Annotated in this window: 19 protein-coding genes; 4 read left to right on the top strand and 15 right to left on the bottom strand. The window is 69.1% G+C overall.

What is annotated here, in order from left to right:
- Positions 1 to 31: 31 nt before the first annotated feature.
- The 3 genes from M4D82_RS22905 to M4D82_RS22895 all read right to left on the bottom strand — a co-directional run bounded on the left by M4D82_RS22905 (position 32) and on the right by M4D82_RS22895 (position 2081).
- Positions 32 to 676, bottom strand: a complete 645-nt coding sequence (locus tag M4D82_RS22905; protein WP_249767826.1) for a LysE family translocator — start codon at positions 674 to 676, stop codon at positions 32 to 34.
- Positions 677 to 751: 75 nt separating this feature from the next.
- On the bottom strand, positions 752 to 1075 hold the full coding sequence (locus M4D82_RS22900) for an STAS domain-containing protein (protein WP_073911465.1): 324 nt from the start codon (positions 1073 to 1075) through the stop codon (positions 752 to 754).
- A gap of 157 nt (positions 1076 to 1232) precedes the next feature.
- Positions 1233 to 2081, bottom strand: coding sequence for a 3-hydroxyacyl-CoA dehydrogenase family protein (locus M4D82_RS22895; protein WP_249767825.1), 849 nt, complete (start codon positions 2079 to 2081; stop codon positions 1233 to 1235).
- A gap of 199 nt (positions 2082 to 2280) precedes the next feature.
- On the opposite strand from M4D82_RS22895, the gene M4D82_RS22890 reads away from it, so the two are divergent.
- Entirely contained in the window at positions 2281 to 2853 is a 573-nt protein-coding gene (locus M4D82_RS22890; RefSeq protein WP_249767824.1) for a cob(I)yrinic acid a,c-diamide adenosyltransferase, read from the top strand.
- Here M4D82_RS22890 and M4D82_RS22885 read toward each other — a convergent pair.
- Positions 2850 to 3416: a hypothetical protein gene (locus M4D82_RS22885; protein ID WP_249772071.1), complete on the bottom strand. Its 567-nt coding sequence runs from the start codon at positions 3414 to 3416 to the stop codon at positions 2850 to 2852. The two genes, M4D82_RS22890 and M4D82_RS22885, sit on opposite strands and share 4 nt — an antisense overlap.
- A gap of 179 nt (positions 3417 to 3595) precedes the next feature.
- Between M4D82_RS22885 and M4D82_RS22880 the strand changes: the two genes are divergently transcribed.
- The 3 genes from M4D82_RS22880 (at position 3596) to M4D82_RS22870 (ending at position 7487) form a co-directional block, all read left to right on the top strand.
- Positions 3596 to 4780, top strand: a complete 1185-nt coding sequence (locus tag M4D82_RS22880) for a sensor histidine kinase (protein WP_249767823.1) — start codon at positions 3596 to 3598, stop codon at positions 4778 to 4780.
- On the top strand, positions 4777 to 5454 hold the full coding sequence (locus M4D82_RS22875; RefSeq protein ID WP_249767822.1) for a response regulator: 678 nt from the start codon (positions 4777 to 4779) through the stop codon (positions 5452 to 5454). Before M4D82_RS22880 ends, M4D82_RS22875 begins: the two co-directional genes overlap by 4 nt.
- Before the next feature lie 185 nt (positions 5455 to 5639).
- Entirely contained in the window at positions 5640 to 7487 is a 1848-nt protein-coding gene (locus M4D82_RS22870) for a glycosyl hydrolase family 18 protein (protein ID WP_502988985.1), read from the top strand.
- A gap of 95 nt (positions 7488 to 7582) precedes the next feature.
- Here M4D82_RS22870 and M4D82_RS22865 read toward each other — a convergent pair whose 3' ends face one another.
- From M4D82_RS22865 to M4D82_RS22815, 11 genes are all read right to left on the bottom strand, one after another.
- A complete protein-coding gene (locus M4D82_RS22865; protein WP_249767821.1) occupies positions 7583 to 8029 on the bottom strand; it encodes a DUF2550 domain-containing protein in 447 nt (148 codons plus the stop codon).
- A 153-nt stretch (positions 8030 to 8182) separates the two neighbouring features.
- Positions 8183 to 8557 carry a F0F1 ATP synthase subunit epsilon gene (locus M4D82_RS22860; protein WP_249767820.1) on the bottom strand — a complete coding sequence of 125 codons (375 nt, stop codon included), beginning with the start codon at positions 8555 to 8557 and terminating at the stop codon, positions 8183 to 8185.
- A gap of 140 nt (positions 8558 to 8697) precedes the next feature.
- On the bottom strand, positions 8698 to 10140 hold the full coding sequence (atpD, locus tag M4D82_RS22855; protein ID WP_249767819.1) for a F0F1 ATP synthase subunit beta: 1443 nt from the start codon (positions 10138 to 10140) through the stop codon (positions 8698 to 8700).
- Entirely contained in the window at positions 10140 to 11057 is a 918-nt protein-coding gene (locus tag M4D82_RS22850; protein ID WP_249767818.1) for a F0F1 ATP synthase subunit gamma, read from the bottom strand. Before M4D82_RS22850 ends, atpD begins: the two co-directional genes overlap by 1 nt.
- 20 nt (positions 11058 to 11077) lie before the next feature.
- Complete coding sequence (atpA, locus tag M4D82_RS22845; protein ID WP_249767817.1) at positions 11078 to 12673, bottom strand: F0F1 ATP synthase subunit alpha; 1596 nt, start codon at positions 12671 to 12673, stop codon at positions 11078 to 11080.
- 130 nt (positions 12674 to 12803) lie between these two features.
- A complete protein-coding gene (locus M4D82_RS22840) occupies positions 12804 to 13619 on the bottom strand; it encodes a F0F1 ATP synthase subunit delta (RefSeq protein ID WP_249767816.1) in 816 nt (271 codons plus the stop codon).
- Positions 13616 to 14146 carry a F0F1 ATP synthase subunit B gene (locus M4D82_RS22835; protein WP_249772067.1) on the bottom strand — a complete coding sequence of 177 codons (531 nt, stop codon included), beginning with the start codon at positions 14144 to 14146 and terminating at the stop codon, positions 13616 to 13618. The genes M4D82_RS22840 and M4D82_RS22835 overlap by 4 nt, the downstream gene beginning before the upstream one ends.
- Positions 14147 to 14198: 52 nt before the next feature.
- Complete coding sequence (atpE, locus tag M4D82_RS22830) at positions 14199 to 14432, bottom strand: ATP synthase F0 subunit C (RefSeq protein ID WP_007266589.1); 234 nt, start codon at positions 14430 to 14432, stop codon at positions 14199 to 14201.
- 82 nt (positions 14433 to 14514) lie between these two features.
- Positions 14515 to 15354, bottom strand: coding sequence for a F0F1 ATP synthase subunit A (gene atpB, locus M4D82_RS22825; RefSeq protein WP_249772065.1), 840 nt, complete (start codon positions 15352 to 15354; stop codon positions 14515 to 14517).
- Positions 15355 to 15564: 210 nt separating this feature from the next.
- A complete protein-coding gene (locus M4D82_RS22820) occupies positions 15565 to 16002 on the bottom strand; it encodes a Cg1360 family ATP-synthase-associated protein (RefSeq protein ID WP_249767815.1) in 438 nt (145 codons plus the stop codon).
- A 286-nt stretch (positions 16003 to 16288) separates the two neighbouring features.
- Positions 16289 to 17623 (bottom strand): MraY family glycosyltransferase, encoded by a 1335-nt coding sequence (locus tag M4D82_RS22815; RefSeq protein WP_249772063.1) that lies wholly within the window; start codon positions 17621 to 17623, stop codon positions 16289 to 16291.
- Between the last annotated feature and the right edge of the window lie 27 nt (positions 17624 to 17650).

Raw genomic sequence — 17650 nt, 5'->3', positions numbered from 1 at the left:
TCCGGCCGGCGCCCTGGGGGCCTGCGGCTTCTCAGTCCTTGCGGCCGGTCGCGGCGACGGTGACGCCGAGCCCGATCATCGTGAGTCCGCCGATGCCGCCGACGAGGGAGAGCCGGCGGGGCGATCGGGCGAACCAGCCGCGCGTGGTGGCCGCGACCAGGCCCCACGCGCTGTCGCAGACCAGGGCGAGGGCGTTGAAGACCAGACCGAGCACCAGCATCTGGAGCATGACGTGCCCCTGGCCGCGGTCGACGAACTGGGGCAGCACGGCGGCGTAGAAGACGATGGTCTTCGGGTTGGCGACGCCGACGGCGAAGCCCTCGGCCAGGGTCCGCAGGGTGCCGCTCACCGGGGGCGCCTCGCGGCCGGTGAGGGCGGCGTGCAGGGATCCGCGCTGCCGTACGGCCTTGACGCCCAGGTACACGAGGTACGCGGCGCCGGCGATCTTGAGCGCGGTGAAGACGAGGACGGACCGCTCGACGACCGCCCCGACGCCGAGGGCCACGGCCACGACGAGCACGTAGGAGCCGAGCGTGTTGCCGACGACGGTGGTCAGCGCGACCCGGCGGCCCTGTGCGAGCGCGCGCCCGATGACGAAGAGCACGCTCGGGCCGGGTATCACGATCAGCAGGAGGGACATGGCCGCGAAGGCGAGCAGTCGGTCGGTGGACACCATGCGGCCATGAAAGCGGAAGCGCTCCCGCGCCCGCAGCCCATTTAGTCGCTGCTCCGATGGTCCCTGCTCCGGGCCCTACACCCGGGGCAGGGACTCCGCTTCCAGTCCGCCCTCGATCGCGAGGATGCGGTGCAGCCGGGTCGCCACCAGGAGGCGCTGCATCTGCGCGGGCACCCCGCGCAGGACCAGGCGGCGGCCGGTGCGGCCGGCCCGCCGGTGGGCGCCCATGATCACGCCGAGTCCGGTCGCGTCCCAGGAGTCGAGTCCGGTGAGGTCGAGCACGAGGTCGCCGTGGCCGTCGTCGAGGGCGGTGTGCAGGGCCGTACGGGCGTCCGCCGCGCTGCGCACGTCGAGGCGACCCCCGACAGCGAGTTCGGCGTGGTCGCCCCTGATGTGCATGTGTGCTCCCCGGCTGTCCTGCGTACGTGTGGTCCGACTGGTCCCTGGTCGGCAACTCTCACTGCATCTGACTGCGGCGGGGGCAGTGAAGTTGCCGACCGTGAGCGAACCGATACCTAATTCACCCCGTAGGGTGCCGGGGCTCGAACGTCTGTGCTCAGTGCTGGTAGAAGCCTTGGCCGCTCTTGCGGCCGAGGTCGCCGGCGTCGACCATGCGGCGCATCAGCTCCGGCGGCGCGAACTTCTCGTCCTGGGACTCGGTGTAGATGTTGCTCGTGGCGTGCAGCAGGATGTCCACGCCGGTGAGGTCGGCGGTGGCCAGCGGCCCCATGGCGTGGCCGAAGCCCAGCTTGCACGCGATGTCGATGTCCTCGGCGGAGGCCACGCCCGATTCGTAGAGCTTCGCGGCCTCGACGACCAGGGCGGAGATCAGACGGGTCGTCACGAAACCGGCCACATCGCGGTTGACGACGATGCACGTCTTGCCGACGGACTCGGCGAACGCCCGCGTGGTGGCGAGGGCTTCGTCGCTCGTCTTGTAGCCGCGCACCAGCTCGCAGAGCTGCATCATCGGGACGGGCGAGAAGAAGTGCGCGCCGACGACCCGCTCCGGACGCTTCGTCACGGCCGCGATCTTGGTGATCGGGATGGCGGAGGTGTTGGAGGCCAGGATCGTGTCCTCGCGCACCAGCTCGTCGAGGGCACGGAAGATCTCGTGCTTGACCTCAAGCTTCTCGAAGACGGCCTCGACGACGATGTCCACGTCGGCGACCGCCGCGAGGTCGGTGGTCGTGGTGATGCGACCGAGGGCCGCCTCCGCGTCCTCGGCCGTCATCTTGCCCTTGGAGACGAACTTGTCGTACGAGGCCTTGATGCCGTCCGTGCCACGGGTCAGCGCGGCGTCGGTGACATCCCTCAGAACGACGTCCCACCCCGCCTGAGCGGAGACCTGAGCGATTCCGGAACCCATCAGTCCGGCACCGATGACGGCGAGCTTCCCAGCCACTGCACACCCCACGTTCTTAGTCAGGCCCAGTCTCGACAAGGCCCTGTCTCGTAGCCTCTCCGGCGGAGACTAGCGCCCGTGAGGGGCGCAGTGACCGTGAAGTAACACGCGTCACGTCTCAGCTGACGGACATCACACCGGACGGGCCAGGACCCGTCCGCAGCCGTGCAGTTCACACCGCGGCGTCTACGCTGGCCTCATGGTGAACCTCACGCGCATCTACACCCGCACCGGTGACAAGGGCACGACCGCCCTCGGCGACATGAGCCGCACGCAGAAGACCGACCTGCGCATCTCCGCGTACGCGGACGCCAACGAGGCCAACGCCGCCATCGGTACGGCCATCGCGCTGGGCGCGCTCCCGGAGGCGGTGGTGAAGGTCCTGGTCCGCGTGCAGAACGACCTGTTCGACGTGGGCGCGGACCTGTGCACCCCGGTGGTGGAGAACCCCGAGTACCCGCCGCTGCGGGTGGAGCAGTTCTACATCGACCGGCTGGAGGCGGACTGCGACGCCTTCAACGAGGAGCTGGAGAAGCTGCGCAGCTTCATCCTCCCCGGCGGCACCCCCGGCGCGGCCCTGCTGCACCAGGCCTGCACGGTGGTCCGGCGGGCCGAGCGCTCCACGTGGGCGGCGCTGGAGGTGCACGGCGAGGTGATGAACCCGCTGACGGCGACCTACCTCAACCGCCTGTCCGACCTCCTCTTCATCCTGGCCCGTACGGCCAACAAGGAGGTCGGCGACGTCCTGTGGGTGCCGGGCGGCGAGCGCTAGGAAGCGTCCACGCGGGCCTTCTCCCCCGCCTCCGTCGGGGCCTTGCGCGGCCAGATCGAGTACGTCGCGGCGATGACGGCGTGGATGCCGAGCACCCGCAGCGCGGCGAACTGCGTCGACTGGAGGGTGCCGGTGTCGGCCGCGTCGCCGACGTACCAGATCGCGATCTGGAGCAGTCCGACCGCGACGGCCGCGCCGAGCAGCGTCCGGATCCAGAGCTTCCATTCGTGGAGGGCCCGCTCCTTGCCGTACTTCGGGCCGGGCGGCTTCGGGCCGCCGCCGAAGCGGTACGCGGCCTGCGCGTCGAGCCACTTCACGGTCGCGTGGCCGAACGCCACGGTGTAGCCGATGTACAGGGCCGCGACCCCGTGCGACCAGCCCGGCTCGCCGCCGTTGCGAAGGTCCAGGGTGGTGACCACCAGCAGCACCAGTTCCAGGAGCGGCTCGCACAGCAGGACGGCCGCGCCGAGCCTCGGCTTCTTCGCCAGGTAGCGCAGGGCGAGTCCCCCGGCCAGCAGCACCCAGAAGGCGATCTCGCAGGTGATGATCAGCGCGACGAGCACGGGTCTCTCCGTCCGGTCGGGGTCGGTTCTCTCTTCCTCGTCCAGACTCCCGTCCGCGCCGCCCCTCGGCGTCGTCACGGGTGACGAATCGTGACTGCATCCTTCGATGTACCGCGCCGCCGCCCCGTCTCCGCCCCGACGGCGAGGCCGCGCCCTGCCGCACCGTGTTGGATGGGACCGTGACCCACACGAGCCTTCGGCCCCACCGCGACGACGTCCTGCTCGCCGTGATCAGCGTGTCGGCGGGCCTGCTGCTGTGGTCCTTCGGCGTCCACAGCAACGGCGCCCGCGACGTCCTGCCCGCGTGGGCGGCCCTGGTCCCGCTGGTGGTCCTCGGTGCGATGGAGCTGCTGCGCCGCACCGCGCCCCGGGCGACCCTGATCGTCGGCACGGCCGGGATGATCGCCGACACGTTCACGGTGGGGAACCTGGCCACCCTGCTGATCTTCACGGACCTCGTCTACGCGGCCGTCGTCTACGGGTCCCCCGCGATGGCCCGCCGGCTGCCGATCGGCACCGGCCTGCTCACCGTCGCCGTCACGATCGGCAGCGTGACCTGGCTGCGCACCCCGCAGGCCCTGCTGCTCGGTCTGATCACCGGCGTCGTGACCTTCGGCCCCGCCCTGACGGGCGCCACCCTGCGCAACCACCGCGAGGCCGCCGAGGCCGCCCGGCTGCGGGCCGAGCAGACGGCGCTGCTGGCCGAGATGGACCGTACCCAGGCGGTGATGGCCGAGCGGGCCCGGATGGCGCGGGAGCTGCACGACATGGTGGCGAACCACCTGTCGGCCATCGCCATCCACTCCACCGCCGCGCTGTCCATCGACTCCCCCGCCACCAGCCGCGAGGCGCTCGGCGTGATCCGCGAGAACAGCGTGCAGGGGCTGGCCGAGATGCGTCGGTTGATCGGACTGCTGCGGGACGCCGGGGCCGGGCAGGGGGCCGACGCCGTGCCCACGCTGGACGGCCTCGACGCGCTGGTCGAGCAGGCCCGGACGAACGGCTCCGGCAGTGGGCTGGACTTCGTACTGGAGGACCTCAGGCCCCCCGGGGCGGCGCTGCCGACGCCGGTGGAGCTGGCGGCGTACCGGATCGTGCAGGAGTCGCTGACCAATGCCCTCAAGCACGCGGCGCCCGGCACGGTCCGGGTGCGGGTGGCGCGGGCGGCCGGGCTGCTGACCGTGGGGGTGGACTCGCCGTACGGGGACGGGCCGGGCCCGCGCGCGCCGGGTTCCGGGGCGGGCCTGGTCGGCATGCGCGAGCGCGCGGAGCTGCTGGGCGGGGATTTCACGGCGGGCGCCGTGGGGACGGTGTGGCGGGTGCGGGCTTCGCTGCCCGCCGAGGAGAAGGTGGTGGCGGGATGACCGAGCGGGCCGGAATCCGGGTCCTGGTGGCCGAGGACCAGAGCGCGGTACGCGCGGGCCTGGTGTTGATCCTGCGCAGCGCGGGCGACATCGAGGTGGTGGGCGAGGCCGCCGACGGCGAGGAGGCGGTGCGCCTGGCCCGCGAGCTGCGCCCGGACCTGGTCCTCATGGACGTGCAGATGCCCCGGATGGACGGGGTTTCGGCCACCCGCGAGGTGGTCGCGGAAGGGCTGGCCGACGTCCTCGTGCTGACCACGTTCGATCTGGACGAGTACGTCTTCGGGGCCCTGCGGGCGGGGGCCTCGGGCTTCCTGCTGAAGGACGCGGACGCGGCGGAGCTGGTGGCGGCGGTGCGCACGGTGGCGCGCGGCGAGGGGCTGATCGCGCCGGCGGTGACCCGGCGGCTGATCGCCGAGTTCGCGGCTCCCACGGCGGTGCGTCCTTCGGTACGGCCGGAGACGGAGGCGGCCGTGGCCTCGTTGACGCCGCGGGAGCGGGAGGTGCTGGCGGCGCTCGGCGAGGGGCTGTCGAACGCGGAGATCGCGGCGCGGCTGGAGATGGCGGAGGCCACGGCGAAGACGCACGTCAGCCGGCTGCTGGGCAAGTTGGAGCTGCGAAGTCGGGTCCAAGCGGCCGTCCTGGCACAGGAGTTGGGGATCCAGCCCGGGTTCTAGCCGGCCTTTCCGAGATGAGGTCTGGACCTCTTGACGGTTGGTACAGACCTTTCTACGCTCACCGCAACACTGTGGTGAGCGTGCCATGACAAAAGATCGTGTCGGAGCGTGCTCACGGGCGGCGCAGGTCCCATCCCCGGTAGCGGTCGGCCCCACGGCGGCTACGGACCTACGGAGGAGCACCCTTGAGCACAGCACCCCCACGACGCGTCCGATTCTTCAGAAGGCTGGCCGCCACGGTGGCCGCCCTCGCCCTGCCCGCCGCCGCGATGGTCGGCCTCGCCGGGCCGGCGCAGGCGGCCACCGCCGCGAGCGCCACCTACACCAAGGTCTCCGACTGGGGATCCGGCTTCGAGGGCAAGTGGACGGTGAAGAACACCGGCACCACGACCATCAACAGCTGGACCGTGGAGTGGGACTACCCGAGCGGCACCCAGGTCACCTCGGCCTGGGACGCCACCGTCACCAGCTCGGGCACGCACTGGACGGCCAAGAACGTCGGCTGGAACGGCACCCTCGCCCCCGGCGCCAGCGTCAGCTTCGGCTTCAACGGCAGCGGCCCCGGCGCCCCGAGCGGCTGCAAGATCAACGGCGGCTCCTGTGACGGCGGCACCCAGCCCGGCGACGCTCCCCCCTCGGCCCCCGGCGCCCCCCAGGCCTCGAACATCACCGAGACCTCGCTGACCCTGAGCTGGGCCGCCGCCACCGACGACAAGGGCGTCAAGAACTACGACGTCCACCGCGACGGCGCCAAGATCGCCACGGTCACCGGCACCACCCTCGCCCAGAGCGGCCTGACCAAGGGCACCACGTACAGCTACCGCGTGGTCGCCCGTGACACCGCCGACCAGACCGGCGCGTCCTCCGCCACCGTGTCGATCACCACCTCGGGCGGCGTGGTCGACCCGCCGAACCCGGGCGACAAGGTCAAGCTGGGCTACTTCACCGAGTGGGGCGTCTACGGGCGCAACTACCACGTGAAGAACCTGGACACCTCCGGCTCGGCCGCGAAGATCACCCACATCAACTACGCCTTCGGCAACGTCCAGGGCGGCCGGTGCACCATCGGTGACGCCTACGCCGACTACGACAAGGCCTACACCGCCGACCAGAGCGTCGACGGCGTCGCCGACACCTGGGACCAGCCGCTGCGCGGCAACTTCAACCAGCTGCGCAAGCTCAAGGCGAAGTACCCGCACATCAAGGTGCTGTGGTCCTTCGGCGGCTGGACCTGGTCCGGCGGCTTCGGCCAGGCCGCGCAGAACCCCGCCGCCTTCGCCCAGTCCTGCTATGACCTGGTGGAGGACCCGCGCTGGGCCGACGTCTTCGACGGCATCGACCTGGACTGGGAGTACCCGAACGCCTGCGGCCTGTCCTGCGACACCAGCGGCGCGGCCGCCCTCAAGAACATGATGCAGGCCATGCGCGCCAAGTTCGGCGCGAACAACCTGGTCACCGCCGCCATCTCCGCCGACGGCTCCAACGGCGGCAAGCTCGACGTGGCCGACTACGCGGGCGCGGCCCAGTACGTCGACTTCTACAACGTCATGACGTACGACTTCTTCGGCGCCTGGGCGGCGCAGGGCCCGACCGCCCCGCACTCCCCGCTCACGGCCTACGCCGGCATCCCGCAGGACGGCTTCAACTCCGAGGCCGCCATCACCAAGCTCAAGGGCAAGGGCATCCCCGGCTCGAAGCTCAACCTCGGCATCGGCTTCTACGGCCGCGGCTGGACGGGCGTCACCCAGGCCACGCCCGGCGGCACCGCCACCGGGCCGGCGCAGGGCACGTACGAGCAGGGCATCGAGGACTACAAGGTGCTGAAGAACAGCTGCCCGGCCACCGGCACCATCGCCGGCACCGCCTACGCCAAGTGCGGCAGCAACTGGTGGAGCTACGACACCCCGGCCACCATCGCCGGAAAGATGAGCTGGACCAAGAGCCAGGGCCTCAGGGGCGCCTTCTTCTGGGAGTTCAGCGGCGACACCACCAACGGCGAACTGGCGAACGCGATCCACACCGGCCTGCGGTAACCCCACGCACGTTCCGGTGCTGCCCCCGCGCGTGGTGCGGGACAAGGCCGAAGCCGGGGAGACGGGTCCGCCCCCGTCGCCCCGGCTTCATTCCTTTAAGCCACGTTCACCCGCTGGCCGGGCGGCGCCGCCTCCAGCCAGGCCAGGAAGCCGGTCAGCGCGTCCTCGCTCATCGCCAGCTCCAGGCGCGTCCCCTGGTGGGAACAGCCGAGCACGACGGCGTCGGACAGCAGGGCCAGCTCTTCCTCGCCCTCGGGCGCGCGGCGGGCGAGCACCTCGATGGAGGAACGCTCCAGCAGCCGGCGCGGGCGCGGGGAGTACGAGAACACCCGGAACCATTCGATCCGGTCACCGCTGTAGCGGGCGACCCCGTAGACCCAGCCCTTGCCCGAGACGTCGGGCTCGTCGGCCACGCCCCAGCGCAGGCTGCAGTCGAAGGTCCCGCCCGAGCGCTGGATCAGTCTGCGGCGCAGGCCGAACACGAACAGCCCGATCACCACCAGGGCTACGACCAGGCCGCTCACAAGCAGAGCGAGGAGCATCTTCACCGACCTCCTCGCTCATCGAAAACCGCATACGACCGTGCCCGTCACCGGACGCGTCCGGTACCGGACCTACATCGCCACAGCCGCGACCCGGTCTGGAAAATTCCAGAACGGGCCGCGGCTGAGGTATCAAACTCTTCGGTACGGGGCTCAGTGCCCCGCGACCGCGCGCAGCCGGACATCGGCGCGACGTTCGGCGGCCGCGTCGGCCTCCGACTTCGCGCGCTCCAGTGCCCGCTCCGCACGCTGGACATCGATCTCGTCCGCGAGCTCGGCGATCTCGGCCAGCAGGGACAGCTTGTTGTCCGCGAACGAGATGAATCCGCCGTGCACCGCGGCGACGACAGTGTTGCCCTCGCTGGTGCGGATGGTCACCGGGCCCGATTCCAGCACACCGAGAAGCGGCTGGTGACCGGGCATGACGCCGATGTCGCCGGACGTGGTGCGGGCGACGACCAGAGTGGCCTCACCGGACCAGACATTACGGTCCGCCGCGACCAGCTCGACGTGCAGCTCAGCAGCCAAGGTGGCTCCTCGGGTCACCACCCGGCGGGTCAGCCGGGTGTTGGGTCAAATTCTAATGGGCGTGGGGAGAGGGACGGGACACACCCGCCCCTCTCCGTGAAACGTACGAACCGGATGCGCTCCGCGAGGAGCGCGCCGGATCAGGAGACGCCCAGCTCCTTGGCGTTGGCCTTCAGGTCCTCGATGCCACCGCACATGAAGAACGCCTGCTCGGGGAAGTGGTCGTAGTCACCGTCGCAGATCGCGTTGAACGCGGTGATCGACTCGTCGAGCGGAACGTCCGAACCGTCCACACCGGTGAACTGCTTGGCGACGTGGGTGTTCTGCGACAGGAAGCGCTCGACGCGACGGGCACGGTGGACAACGAGCTTGTCCTCCTCGCCCAGCTCGTCGATACCGAGGATCGCGATGATGTCCTGGAGGTCCTTGTACTTCTGCAGGATCCCCTTGACACGCATGGCGGCCGCGTAGTGGTCCGCCGCGATGTACCGCGGGTCGAGGATGCGGGACGTCGAGTCCAGCGGGTCCACGGCCGGGTAGATGCCCTTCTCGGAGATCGGACGGGAGAGAACCGTCGTCGCGTCGAGGTGGGCGAAGGTGGTCGCCGGCGCCGGGTCGGTCAGGTCGTCCGCGGGGACGTAGATCGCCTGCATCGAGGTGATCGAGTGACCACGGGTCGAGGTGATGCGCTCCTGGAGGAGACCCATCTCGTCGGCCAGGTTCGGCTGGTAACCCACCGCGGAGGGCATGCGGCCGAGCAGGGTCGACACCTCGGAACCCGCCTGGGTGTACCGGAAGATGTTGTCGATGAAGAACAGCACGTCCTGCTTCTGAACATCGCGGAAGTACTCCGCCATGGTCAGACCGGCGAGCGCGACGCGCAGACGGGTGCCCGGGGGCTCGTCCATCTGGCCGAAGACAAGGGCGGTCTTGTCGATGACGCCCGAGTCGCCCATCTCCTCGATGAGGTCGTTGCCCTCACGGGTACGCTCACCGACGCCCGCGAAGACCGACACACCGTCGTGGTTGTTGGCGACGCGGTAGATCATTTCCTGGATCAGAACGGTCTTGCCGACACCGGCACCACCGAACAGACCGATCTTTCCACCCTTGACGTACGGGGTGAGAAGGTCGATGACCTTGACGCCGGTCTCGAACATCTCCGTCTTGGACTCGAGCTCGTCGAAGCTCGGGGCCTTGCGGTGGATGGGCCAGCGCTCGGTGACCTCGGCGTTCGCCTCGGGGTAGTTGAGCACCTCACCCAGGGTGTTGAAGACCTTGCCCTTGGTGAAGTCACCGACGGGGACGGTGATGCCCTCGCCCGTGTCGGTCACCGGGGCCTGGCGGACCAGGCCGTCGGTCGGCTGCATCGAGATGGTACGGACGAGGCCGTCACCCAGGTGCTGCGCGACCTCGAGGGTCAGGGTCTTGAGCTTGCCGTCCTCGGCCGGGTCGGCGACCTGGACCTTGAGGGCGTTGTAGATCTCGGGCATCGCGTCGACGGGGAACTCCACGTCGACGACCGGGCCGATGACCCGGGCGACGCGGCCCGTGGCGGCGGCCGTCTCAACAGAGGTCGTCATTACTTGTCACTCCCCGCGGTCGCGTCGGCCATGGCGCTGGCGCCACCGACGATCTCGCTGATTTCCTGGGTGATTTCGGCCTGGCGGGCCGCGTTGGCAAGCCGGGAGAGGCTCTTGATGAGGTCTCCGGCGTTGTCGGTCGCCGACTTCATCGCACGGCGGCGGGCGGCGTGCTCGGAAGCGGCCGACTGCAACAGTGCGTTGTAGATGCGGCTCTCGACGTAGCGCGGCAGCAGGGCGTCGAGGACGTCCTCCGCCGACGGCTCGAAGTCGAACAGCGGAAGGATCTCGCCCTTCGTGCCACTCTCCTCCGCAGCCTGGTCGAGGCTGAGCGGCAGCATCCGGCCGTCCACCGCGTTCTGCGTCATCATCGACACGAATTCCGTGAAGACGATGTGCAGCTCGTCGACGCCACCCTCGGCCGTTTCCTTCTGGATGGCCTCGATCAGCGGCGCCGCGACGCGCTTGGCGTCGGCGTAGGCCGGGCTGTCGGTGAAGCCGGTCCACGAGTCCGCGACCTTGCGCTCGCGGAAGCCGTAGTAGGCGACACCCTTGCGGCCGACGATGTAGGCGTCGACGTCCTTGCCCTCAGAGCGCAGCCGCTCGGTGAGCCGCTCCGCCTGCTTGATGGCGTTCGAGGAGTAGCCGCCGGCCAGACCGCGGTCGCTCGTGATGAGCAGGACCGCGGCGCGGGTCGGCGCCTCGACCTCGGTGGTCAGGGCGTGCTTGGTGTTCGAACCGGTCGCCACCGCGGTCACCGCACGGGTGAGCTCGGTCGCGTACGGCATCGACGCCGCCACCTTGCGCTGCGCCTTGACGATGCGCGAGGCGGCGATCATCTCCATCGCCTTGGTGATCTTCTTGGTCGCCGTGACGGCACGGATGCGACGCTTGTAGACCCGGAGCTGCGCTCCCATGAGTCAGGTCCCTTCCGTCGTCACTTGGAGACGTTGACGGCCGGCGCGTCCTCGCCCAGGAGCTTGCCGTCCGAGGTCTCGAACTGCCGCTTGAAGCCGGCGATGGCGTCGGCGATGGAGGACAGGGTGTCGTCCGACATCTTGCCGCCGTCGGCGATGGAGGTGAGGAGGTCCTTGCGCTCGCGGCGCAGGTGCTCCAGCAGCTCCGACTCGAAGCGACGGATGTCGTTCACCGGAACGTCGTCCATCTTGCCGGTGGTGCCGGCCCAGACGGAGACGACCTGCTCCTCGACGGGCATCGGCTGGTACTGGCCCTGCTTCAGCAGCTCGACCATGCGCTTGCCGCGCTCCAGCGAGGCCTTCGAGGCGGCGTCCAGGTCGGAACCGAAGGCGGCGAACGCCTCCAGCTCACGGTACTGGGCCAGGTCGACGCGCAGACGGCCGGAAACCTGCTTCATGGCCTTGTGCTGCGCGGAACCACCGACGCGGGAGACCGAGATACCGACGTTCAGCGCCGGGCGCTGGCCCGCGTTGAACAGGTCGGACTCCAGGAAGCACTGGCCGTCGGTGATGGAGATGACGTTGGTCGGGATGAACGCCGAGACGTCGTTGGCCTTGGTCTCGACGATCGGCAGACCGGTCATCGAGCCCGCGCCCATGTCGTCGGAGAGCTTCGCGCAACGCTCCAGCAGACGGGAGTGCAGGTAGAAGACGTCACCCGGGTAGGCCTCACGGCCCGGCGGGCGGCGCAGCAGCAGCGACACGGCGCGGTAGGCGTCGGCCTGCTTCGACAGGTCGTCGAAGATGATCAGGACGTGCTTGCCGGCGTACATCCAGTGCTGGCCGATGGCGGAACCGGTGTAGGGCGCCAGGTACTTGAAGCCGGCCGGGTCGGACGCCGGGGCGGCGACGATCGTCGTGTACTCGAGCGCGCCGGCCTCTTCCAGGGCGCCGCGAACGGACGCGATGGTCGAGCCCTTCTGGCCGATGGCGACGTAGATGCAGCGGACCTGCTTGTTCACGTCGCCCGAGCGCCAGTTGTCGCGCTGGTTGATGATCGTGTCGACGGCCAGAGCGGTCTTGCCGGTCTGACGGTCACCGATGATCAGCTGACGCTGGCCACGGCCGATCGGCACCATCGCGTCGACGGCCTTGTAGCCGGTCTGCATGGGCTCGTGCACAGACTTACGGACCATGACGCCCGGGGCCTGCAGTTCGAGGGCGCGACGGCCTTCGGTCGCGATCTCGCCGAGGCCGTCGATCGGGTTGCCGAGCGGGTCGACGACGCGGCCGAGGTAGCCCTCGCCGACGCCTACGGAGAGCACCTCACCGGTGCGCTGCACCGGCTGGCCCTCCTCGATACCGCTGAACTCGCCGAGGACGATCGCACCGATCTCGCGCTCCTCGAGGTTGAGGGCGAGACCGAGGGTGCCGTCCTCGAACTTCAGCAGCTCGTTCGCCATGGCGGAGGGCAGGCCCTCCACCTTCGCGATGCCGTCGCCGGCAACGCTGACCGTTCCGACCTCCTCGCGCGAGGCCGCGTCCGGCTGGTACGACTGGACAAAGTTCTCCAGTGCGTCCCGGATCTCCTCCGGCCGGATCGTGAGCTCCGCCATCTGGGTTCCCTGCTCTCCTTGTTGGGCCTGAAGCTTCTTAGGGGTCTGGGGGCGACCCCCAGGAATCTTCTGCAAGTTCTGCACGGCCCAACCGGGCCGCTAGGAATGCTTTTGTTCTGTTGGTGGCTGGTCAGCCGGCCATGCGACGGGACGCCTCGGACAGGCGCTCCGCGATGGTGCCGTCGATGACCTCGTCGCCGACCCGCACCGTGATCCCGCCGAGGACCGCGGGGTCCACGTCGAGGTTCAGGTGCATCTGGCGGCCGTACAGCTTGGCCAGCACCGCGCCGAGACGCTGCTTCTGCACGTCGCTGAGCGGAACCGCGCTGGTCACGGTGGCGACCATGCGGTCACGGCGCTCGGCGGCGAGCTTGGAAAGGGACTCCAGTCCCGCTTCCAGGCTACGTCCACGCGGGTGCGTGACAAGACGGACGACCAGGCGCTCGGTGACGGCGTTCGCCTTGCCGCCGAGCAGGCTGCGCAGCAGCTCGCTCTTGGCGGAGGCGGTGGCCGCACGGTCGGTCAGCGCGCTGCGCAGCTCGGTGTTCGAGGCGACGATCCGGCCGAACCGGAAGACCTCGTCCTCGACGTTGTCGAGCGCGCCGCCCTGCTGGGCCGCCGTGAGGTCGGCGGTGGCCGCCAGCTCCTCCAGCGCGTCCACCAGGTCGCGGGACTGCGACCAGCGGGAGCGCGCCATGCCGGAGACCAGGTCGAGGGCTTCCCCGCCCACCTGGCCCGACAGCAGCCGGCCGACCAGCTCGGCCTTGGCCTCGCCGGACTGCGCCGGGTCCGTGATGACCCGACGCAGCGAGACCTCACGGTCGAGCAGCGCGGTGACGGCTGCCAGCTCACCGGCGAGCTTCGCCGCGTCGACGGACGTGTTGTCCGTCAGCGCGTCGAGACGCTCGCGCGCGGAGGCCAGCGCCTCGCGGCTCGCTCCGTTCATCGGGCGGCCTCGGCCTTCTCCTCAAGCTCGCTGAGGAAGCGGTCGATCGTGCGGCTCTGGCGAGCGTGGTCCTCAAGGGACTCGCCGACGAGCTTTCCGGCCAGGTCGGTGGCGAGCTTGCCCACGTCCTGACGCAGCGCCTGAGAGGCGGCCTTGCGGTCTGCCGCGATCTGGGCGTGACCGGCAGCGATGATCTCCTCACGCTGCCGCTGGCCCTCTGCGCGCAGTTCTTCCTTGAGCGCAGTGCCCTGCTCCAGCGCGTCCTGGCGCAGGCGCGCGGCCTCGTGCCGGGCCTCGGCGAGCTGGGCCTTGTACTGCTCCAGCACGCTCTGGGCCTCGATCTGAGCGGCTTCGGCCTTCTCGATACCGCCCTCGATGGCCTCGCGGCGCTCGTCCAGAACCTTGTTGATGTTCGGGAGGAGCTTCTTCGCGAGGAAGCCGAAGACGATGACGAAGGCGATCAGACCGATGACGAGCTCGGGGATCGGCGGAACGAGAGGGTTTTCCATCTCGGCCGCGAGAACCATGAGGTTCACATCAGTGCCTTTCGTCTAGTGGGCTGTTCGTCGAGACCGAGGATCAGGAGCTCGGGTAGACGAACGGCATGACCAGACCGATCAGGGCGAGCGCCTCACAGAAGGCGAAGCCGAGGATCTGGTTGGCGCGGATCAGGCCGGCAGCCTCGGGCTGACGGGCGAGGGCCTGGGTGCCGTTACCGAAGATGATGCCGACGCCGACGCCGGGGCCGATGGCCGCGAGACCGTAACCAACGGAGCTGAGGGAGCCGGTGACGGCGGCAAGGGTCTGGGACATGCCAGTTCTTCCTTCTCTTTCACGGACCGGTGGGGGTTGGCCACCGGACGAATACGGGGGCTGAGCGGCGGTTGGGCCTGGCTCAGTGGTGCTCGGCCAGCGCGCCCTGGATGAAGCTGCAGGCCAGGAGGACGAAGACGTACGCCTGGACGGCCTGGATGAAGAGCTCGAAGGCGGTCATCACGATCACCATCACGAACGACACACCGGCGTAGGCGATGCCGATGCCGTTCAGCAGGTACCAGCTGGCGATCGTGAAGAGCAGCAGCAGGGTGTGACCGGCGAACATGTTCGCGAAGAGTCGGACCGCGTGCGTGAAGGGGCGGACCAGGACGTTCGAGAAGAACTCGATGACCATGATCAGCGGCAGCACGCCACCGAGGCTCTTGTCGTAGCCGGTGAGGTTCTTCAGGCCACCGACGAATCCGTGGCGCTTGAAGGTGACCGACATCCAGACGACGTAGACCATGAGGGCCAGGATGGCCGGGTACGCGATGATCGAGGTCACCGGGAACTGAGCCACCGGGACGATCGACCAGACGTTCAGGATCCAGACGAAGAAGAACAGCGAGACCATGAAGGGGACGTACTTCTCGCCCTCCTTCTTGCCCAGCGTCTCGTAGACGATGCCGCGGCGCACGAAGTCGTAGCCGGCCTCGGCGACCATCTGGAGCTTGCCGGGGACCACCTTCGGCTTGGCGAAGGCCGCCCAGAAGAAGCCGACGATGATGACCGAGCCCAGCAGGGCCAGCAGCATCGGCTTGTTGAAGTACGTGCTGGTCGTGCCGGGTTCGCCCCACAGCGGCTCGAAGAGGAACGAGTGCAGGCCCGGTCCGGGAAAGCCACATCCGTCGAAGATGTGACAGTCGGTCTCGAAGGCGAGGACCTGCGTCGGGTCAGCACTCACCGCGGGCTCCTTCAGCGTGGCGCATAGGTACGGCAACCTCGTTGTGTCGGCGCGGCGCGAGGCCGCGGTTCGGCACTGGACTGGTGTAACGGATGTGGGGGCGGCATTCAGGCATCGAGCCTCGCGATGGAACAGGCGTCAGCTCAGATGCCCGCGCCCGCAGTGCCGCAGTTGGAACCGGACGATAGCAGGATCTCGAACGCGCCCTTATCCCGGCCCTACCCCTCACGACTTCGATCCCGGATTTTCGGGCTTTTCGCCCTTCGTCGAGTCCGGCTCGACGTAGAGGATCTTGGCCTTCATATGGGCACGCGTCTGTGCGCCGATCCACACGAGAGTGGTGGCGACCAACGTGATGGCGAACGCCCGGGGGTGGAAGAGCGTCGTGTTCTTGAACACGGCGAGAAAGACGAAGAGCAGCAGGATCTGCGTGGCGTAGAGCATGAGGCCCATGGCCTGAAACAGATGCGGCAGGGATTTCGCCGTGCGCTGCAGAACGACGAATCCGATGCCCATGAAGAGAATCACGACCACGGTCGCCACGACGGCTCCGACGGCCCCCTTGCCGCCGACGACCAACGCGCTGATCACGGCGGCGATGGCGCCGGCGGCAGCTGTGGGTACAGCGGTTTGCAGGAGGGATCGGACGTCATCTGACCGCATGGCGGTTTGCTCCGCGTGGTGGTGGGGGCACGGACTCGTACGGGAACTCGTACGGGGACGAGCGTAATCCCGGTCCGAGTGAGAGCCTCGGGCCAAGGGACCGTCGCACTACGGTCCTTCGGCTCTGTCACCGGGTTTAGTGAACGGTATCACAAACTATTTGATGAGAGCTTTACCTGTCGGGTGTGCTGACTGTCACACATGAGAGCTAACCCGCCCGTGTGTGCACGACAGGAACCCGTCTTGTCTGCTAAAGGGCTTCCATGTCGGACATCGACGCGTCGCGTCAGCGCGCCGATCCGGCCTTCCGTCGGTCGGGGAGGCGCGAACGGGGGCCCACGGCGGTCGCGCCGTTGACGCCCGCCACCCCCGCCGCGATCGGCCGCGCCGGCTCCGGCTCCACCGCCTCGTCCTGGCGTACGGCCGCCTCCGCGGCCCGCTCGGAGTGCCGGTAGCGGGGCGGGACCAGGCCCTCGGCCCACCGCGGCGCACGCGGCGTGAACCGCGGCAGGAGGAGCAGGACGAGGCCCAGCGCGCTCAGCGCCGCGATGGCGAGCACGATCCACATCGAGGCCGAATGCACCGAATACGCGACCGCGCCGAAGGCGATCAGCCCGGACCAGAAATACATGATCAGCACGGCCCGGCTGTGCGAATGGCCGAGCTCCAGCAGGCGGTGGTGGAGGTGCCCGCGGTCCGCCGCGAAAGGCGACTGACCGTTCCACGTACGCCGCACGATGGCCAGGATCAGGTCGGCGAAGGGAATCGCGATGATCGTGAACGGCAGCAGCAACGGAATGAAGACCGGCAGCATCGCGTGCGTGGCATTGCGCTCACCACCGGCGAAGAGGGCCATCGTGTCGGGGTCCACCTGCCCCGTGATGGAGATGGCCGACGCCGCCAGCACCAGGCCGATCAGCATCGAGCCGGAGTCGCCCATGAAGATCCGGGCGGGGTGCATGTTGTGCGGCAGGAAGCCCAGGCACATGCCCACCAGGATGGCGGCGAAAAGGGTCGCGGGGGCGGCCGCCTCGATGCCGTAGCCGAACCAGATCCGGTAGGCGTAGAGGAAGAACGCGGTGGAGGCGATGCAGACCATGCCGGCGGCGAGCCCGTCGAGGCCGTCGACGAAGTTCACGGCGTTGATGGTGACCACGACGAGCGCCACCGTGAGCAGGTTGCCCTGCCACTGGGTGAGGGAGACCGTGCCGATGCCGGGCACCGGGATCCACAGGATGGTCAGGCCCTGGATGACCATCACGCCCGCGGCGATCATCTGCGCGCCGAGCTTGATCAGGGCGTCGATCTCGAACTTGTCGTCGAGGACGCCGACGAGCCAGATCAGCGCCGCGCCCGACAGCAGCGCCCGGGGCTCGTTGGACAGCTCGAAGACGCCGTTGAGGTTGCGCAGGTGGTCGGCGATCAGCAGACCGGCGCACAGGCCGCCGAACATGGCGATGCCGCCGAGCCGCGGAGTCGGCTCGCGGTGCACGTCGCGGGCGCGGATCTCCGGCATGGCGCCGGCCGCGATCGCGAACTTCCGAACGGGCCCGGTCAGCAGATAGGTCACCGCGACCGTGACGCAAAGCGTCAGCAGATATTCACGCACGGGCTGCCCCAGATGTATCGCCGGCCATCTCAGCCCCAC

The organism is Streptomyces sp. RerS4, from assembly GCF_023515955.1.
GTDB lineage: Bacteria > Actinomycetota > Actinomycetes > Streptomycetales > Streptomycetaceae > Streptomyces.
Note: the sequence above shows the minus strand (reverse complement) of the source record. Positions and strands in the feature narration are given on the sequence as shown.

Coding starts and splice junctions, on each gene's coding strand:
- atpA (WP_249767817.1), bottom strand. CDS start 12,673: ATGGCGGAGCTCACGATCCGGCCGGAGGAGATCCGGGACGCACTGGAG.
- atpD (WP_249767819.1), bottom strand. CDS start 10,140: ATGACGACCTCTGTTGAGACGGCCGCCGCCACGGGCCGCGTCGCCCGG.
- M4D82_RS22900 (WP_073911465.1), bottom strand. CDS start 1,075: ATGCACATCAGGGGCGACCACGCCGAACTCGCTGTCGGGGGTCGCCTC.
- M4D82_RS22835 (WP_249772067.1), bottom strand. CDS start 14,146: ATGGTTCTCGCGGCCGAGATGGAAAACCCTCTCGTTCCGCCGATCCCC.
- M4D82_RS22840 (WP_249767816.1), bottom strand. CDS start 13,619: ATGAACGGAGCGAGCCGCGAGGCGCTGGCCTCCGCGCGCGAGCGTCTC.
- M4D82_RS22875 (WP_249767822.1), top strand. CDS start 4,777: ATGACCGAGCGGGCCGGAATCCGGGTCCTGGTGGCCGAGGACCAGAGC.
- M4D82_RS22890 (WP_249767824.1), top strand. CDS start 2,281: ATGGTGAACCTCACGCGCATCTACACCCGCACCGGTGACAAGGGCACG.
- M4D82_RS22905 (WP_249767826.1), bottom strand. CDS start 676: ATGGTGTCCACCGACCGACTGCTCGCCTTCGCGGCCATGTCCCTCCTG.
- M4D82_RS22820 (WP_249767815.1), bottom strand. CDS start 16,002: ATGCGGTCAGATGACGTCCGATCCCTCCTGCAAACCGCTGTACCCACA.
- M4D82_RS22850 (WP_249767818.1), bottom strand. CDS start 11,057: ATGGGAGCGCAGCTCCGGGTCTACAAGCGTCGCATCCGTGCCGTCACG.
- atpE (WP_007266589.1), bottom strand. CDS start 14,432: ATGTCCCAGACCCTTGCCGCCGTCACCGGCTCCCTCAGCTCCGTTGGT.
- M4D82_RS22865 (WP_249767821.1), bottom strand. CDS start 8,029: ATGCTCCTCGCTCTGCTTGTGAGCGGCCTGGTCGTAGCCCTGGTGGTG.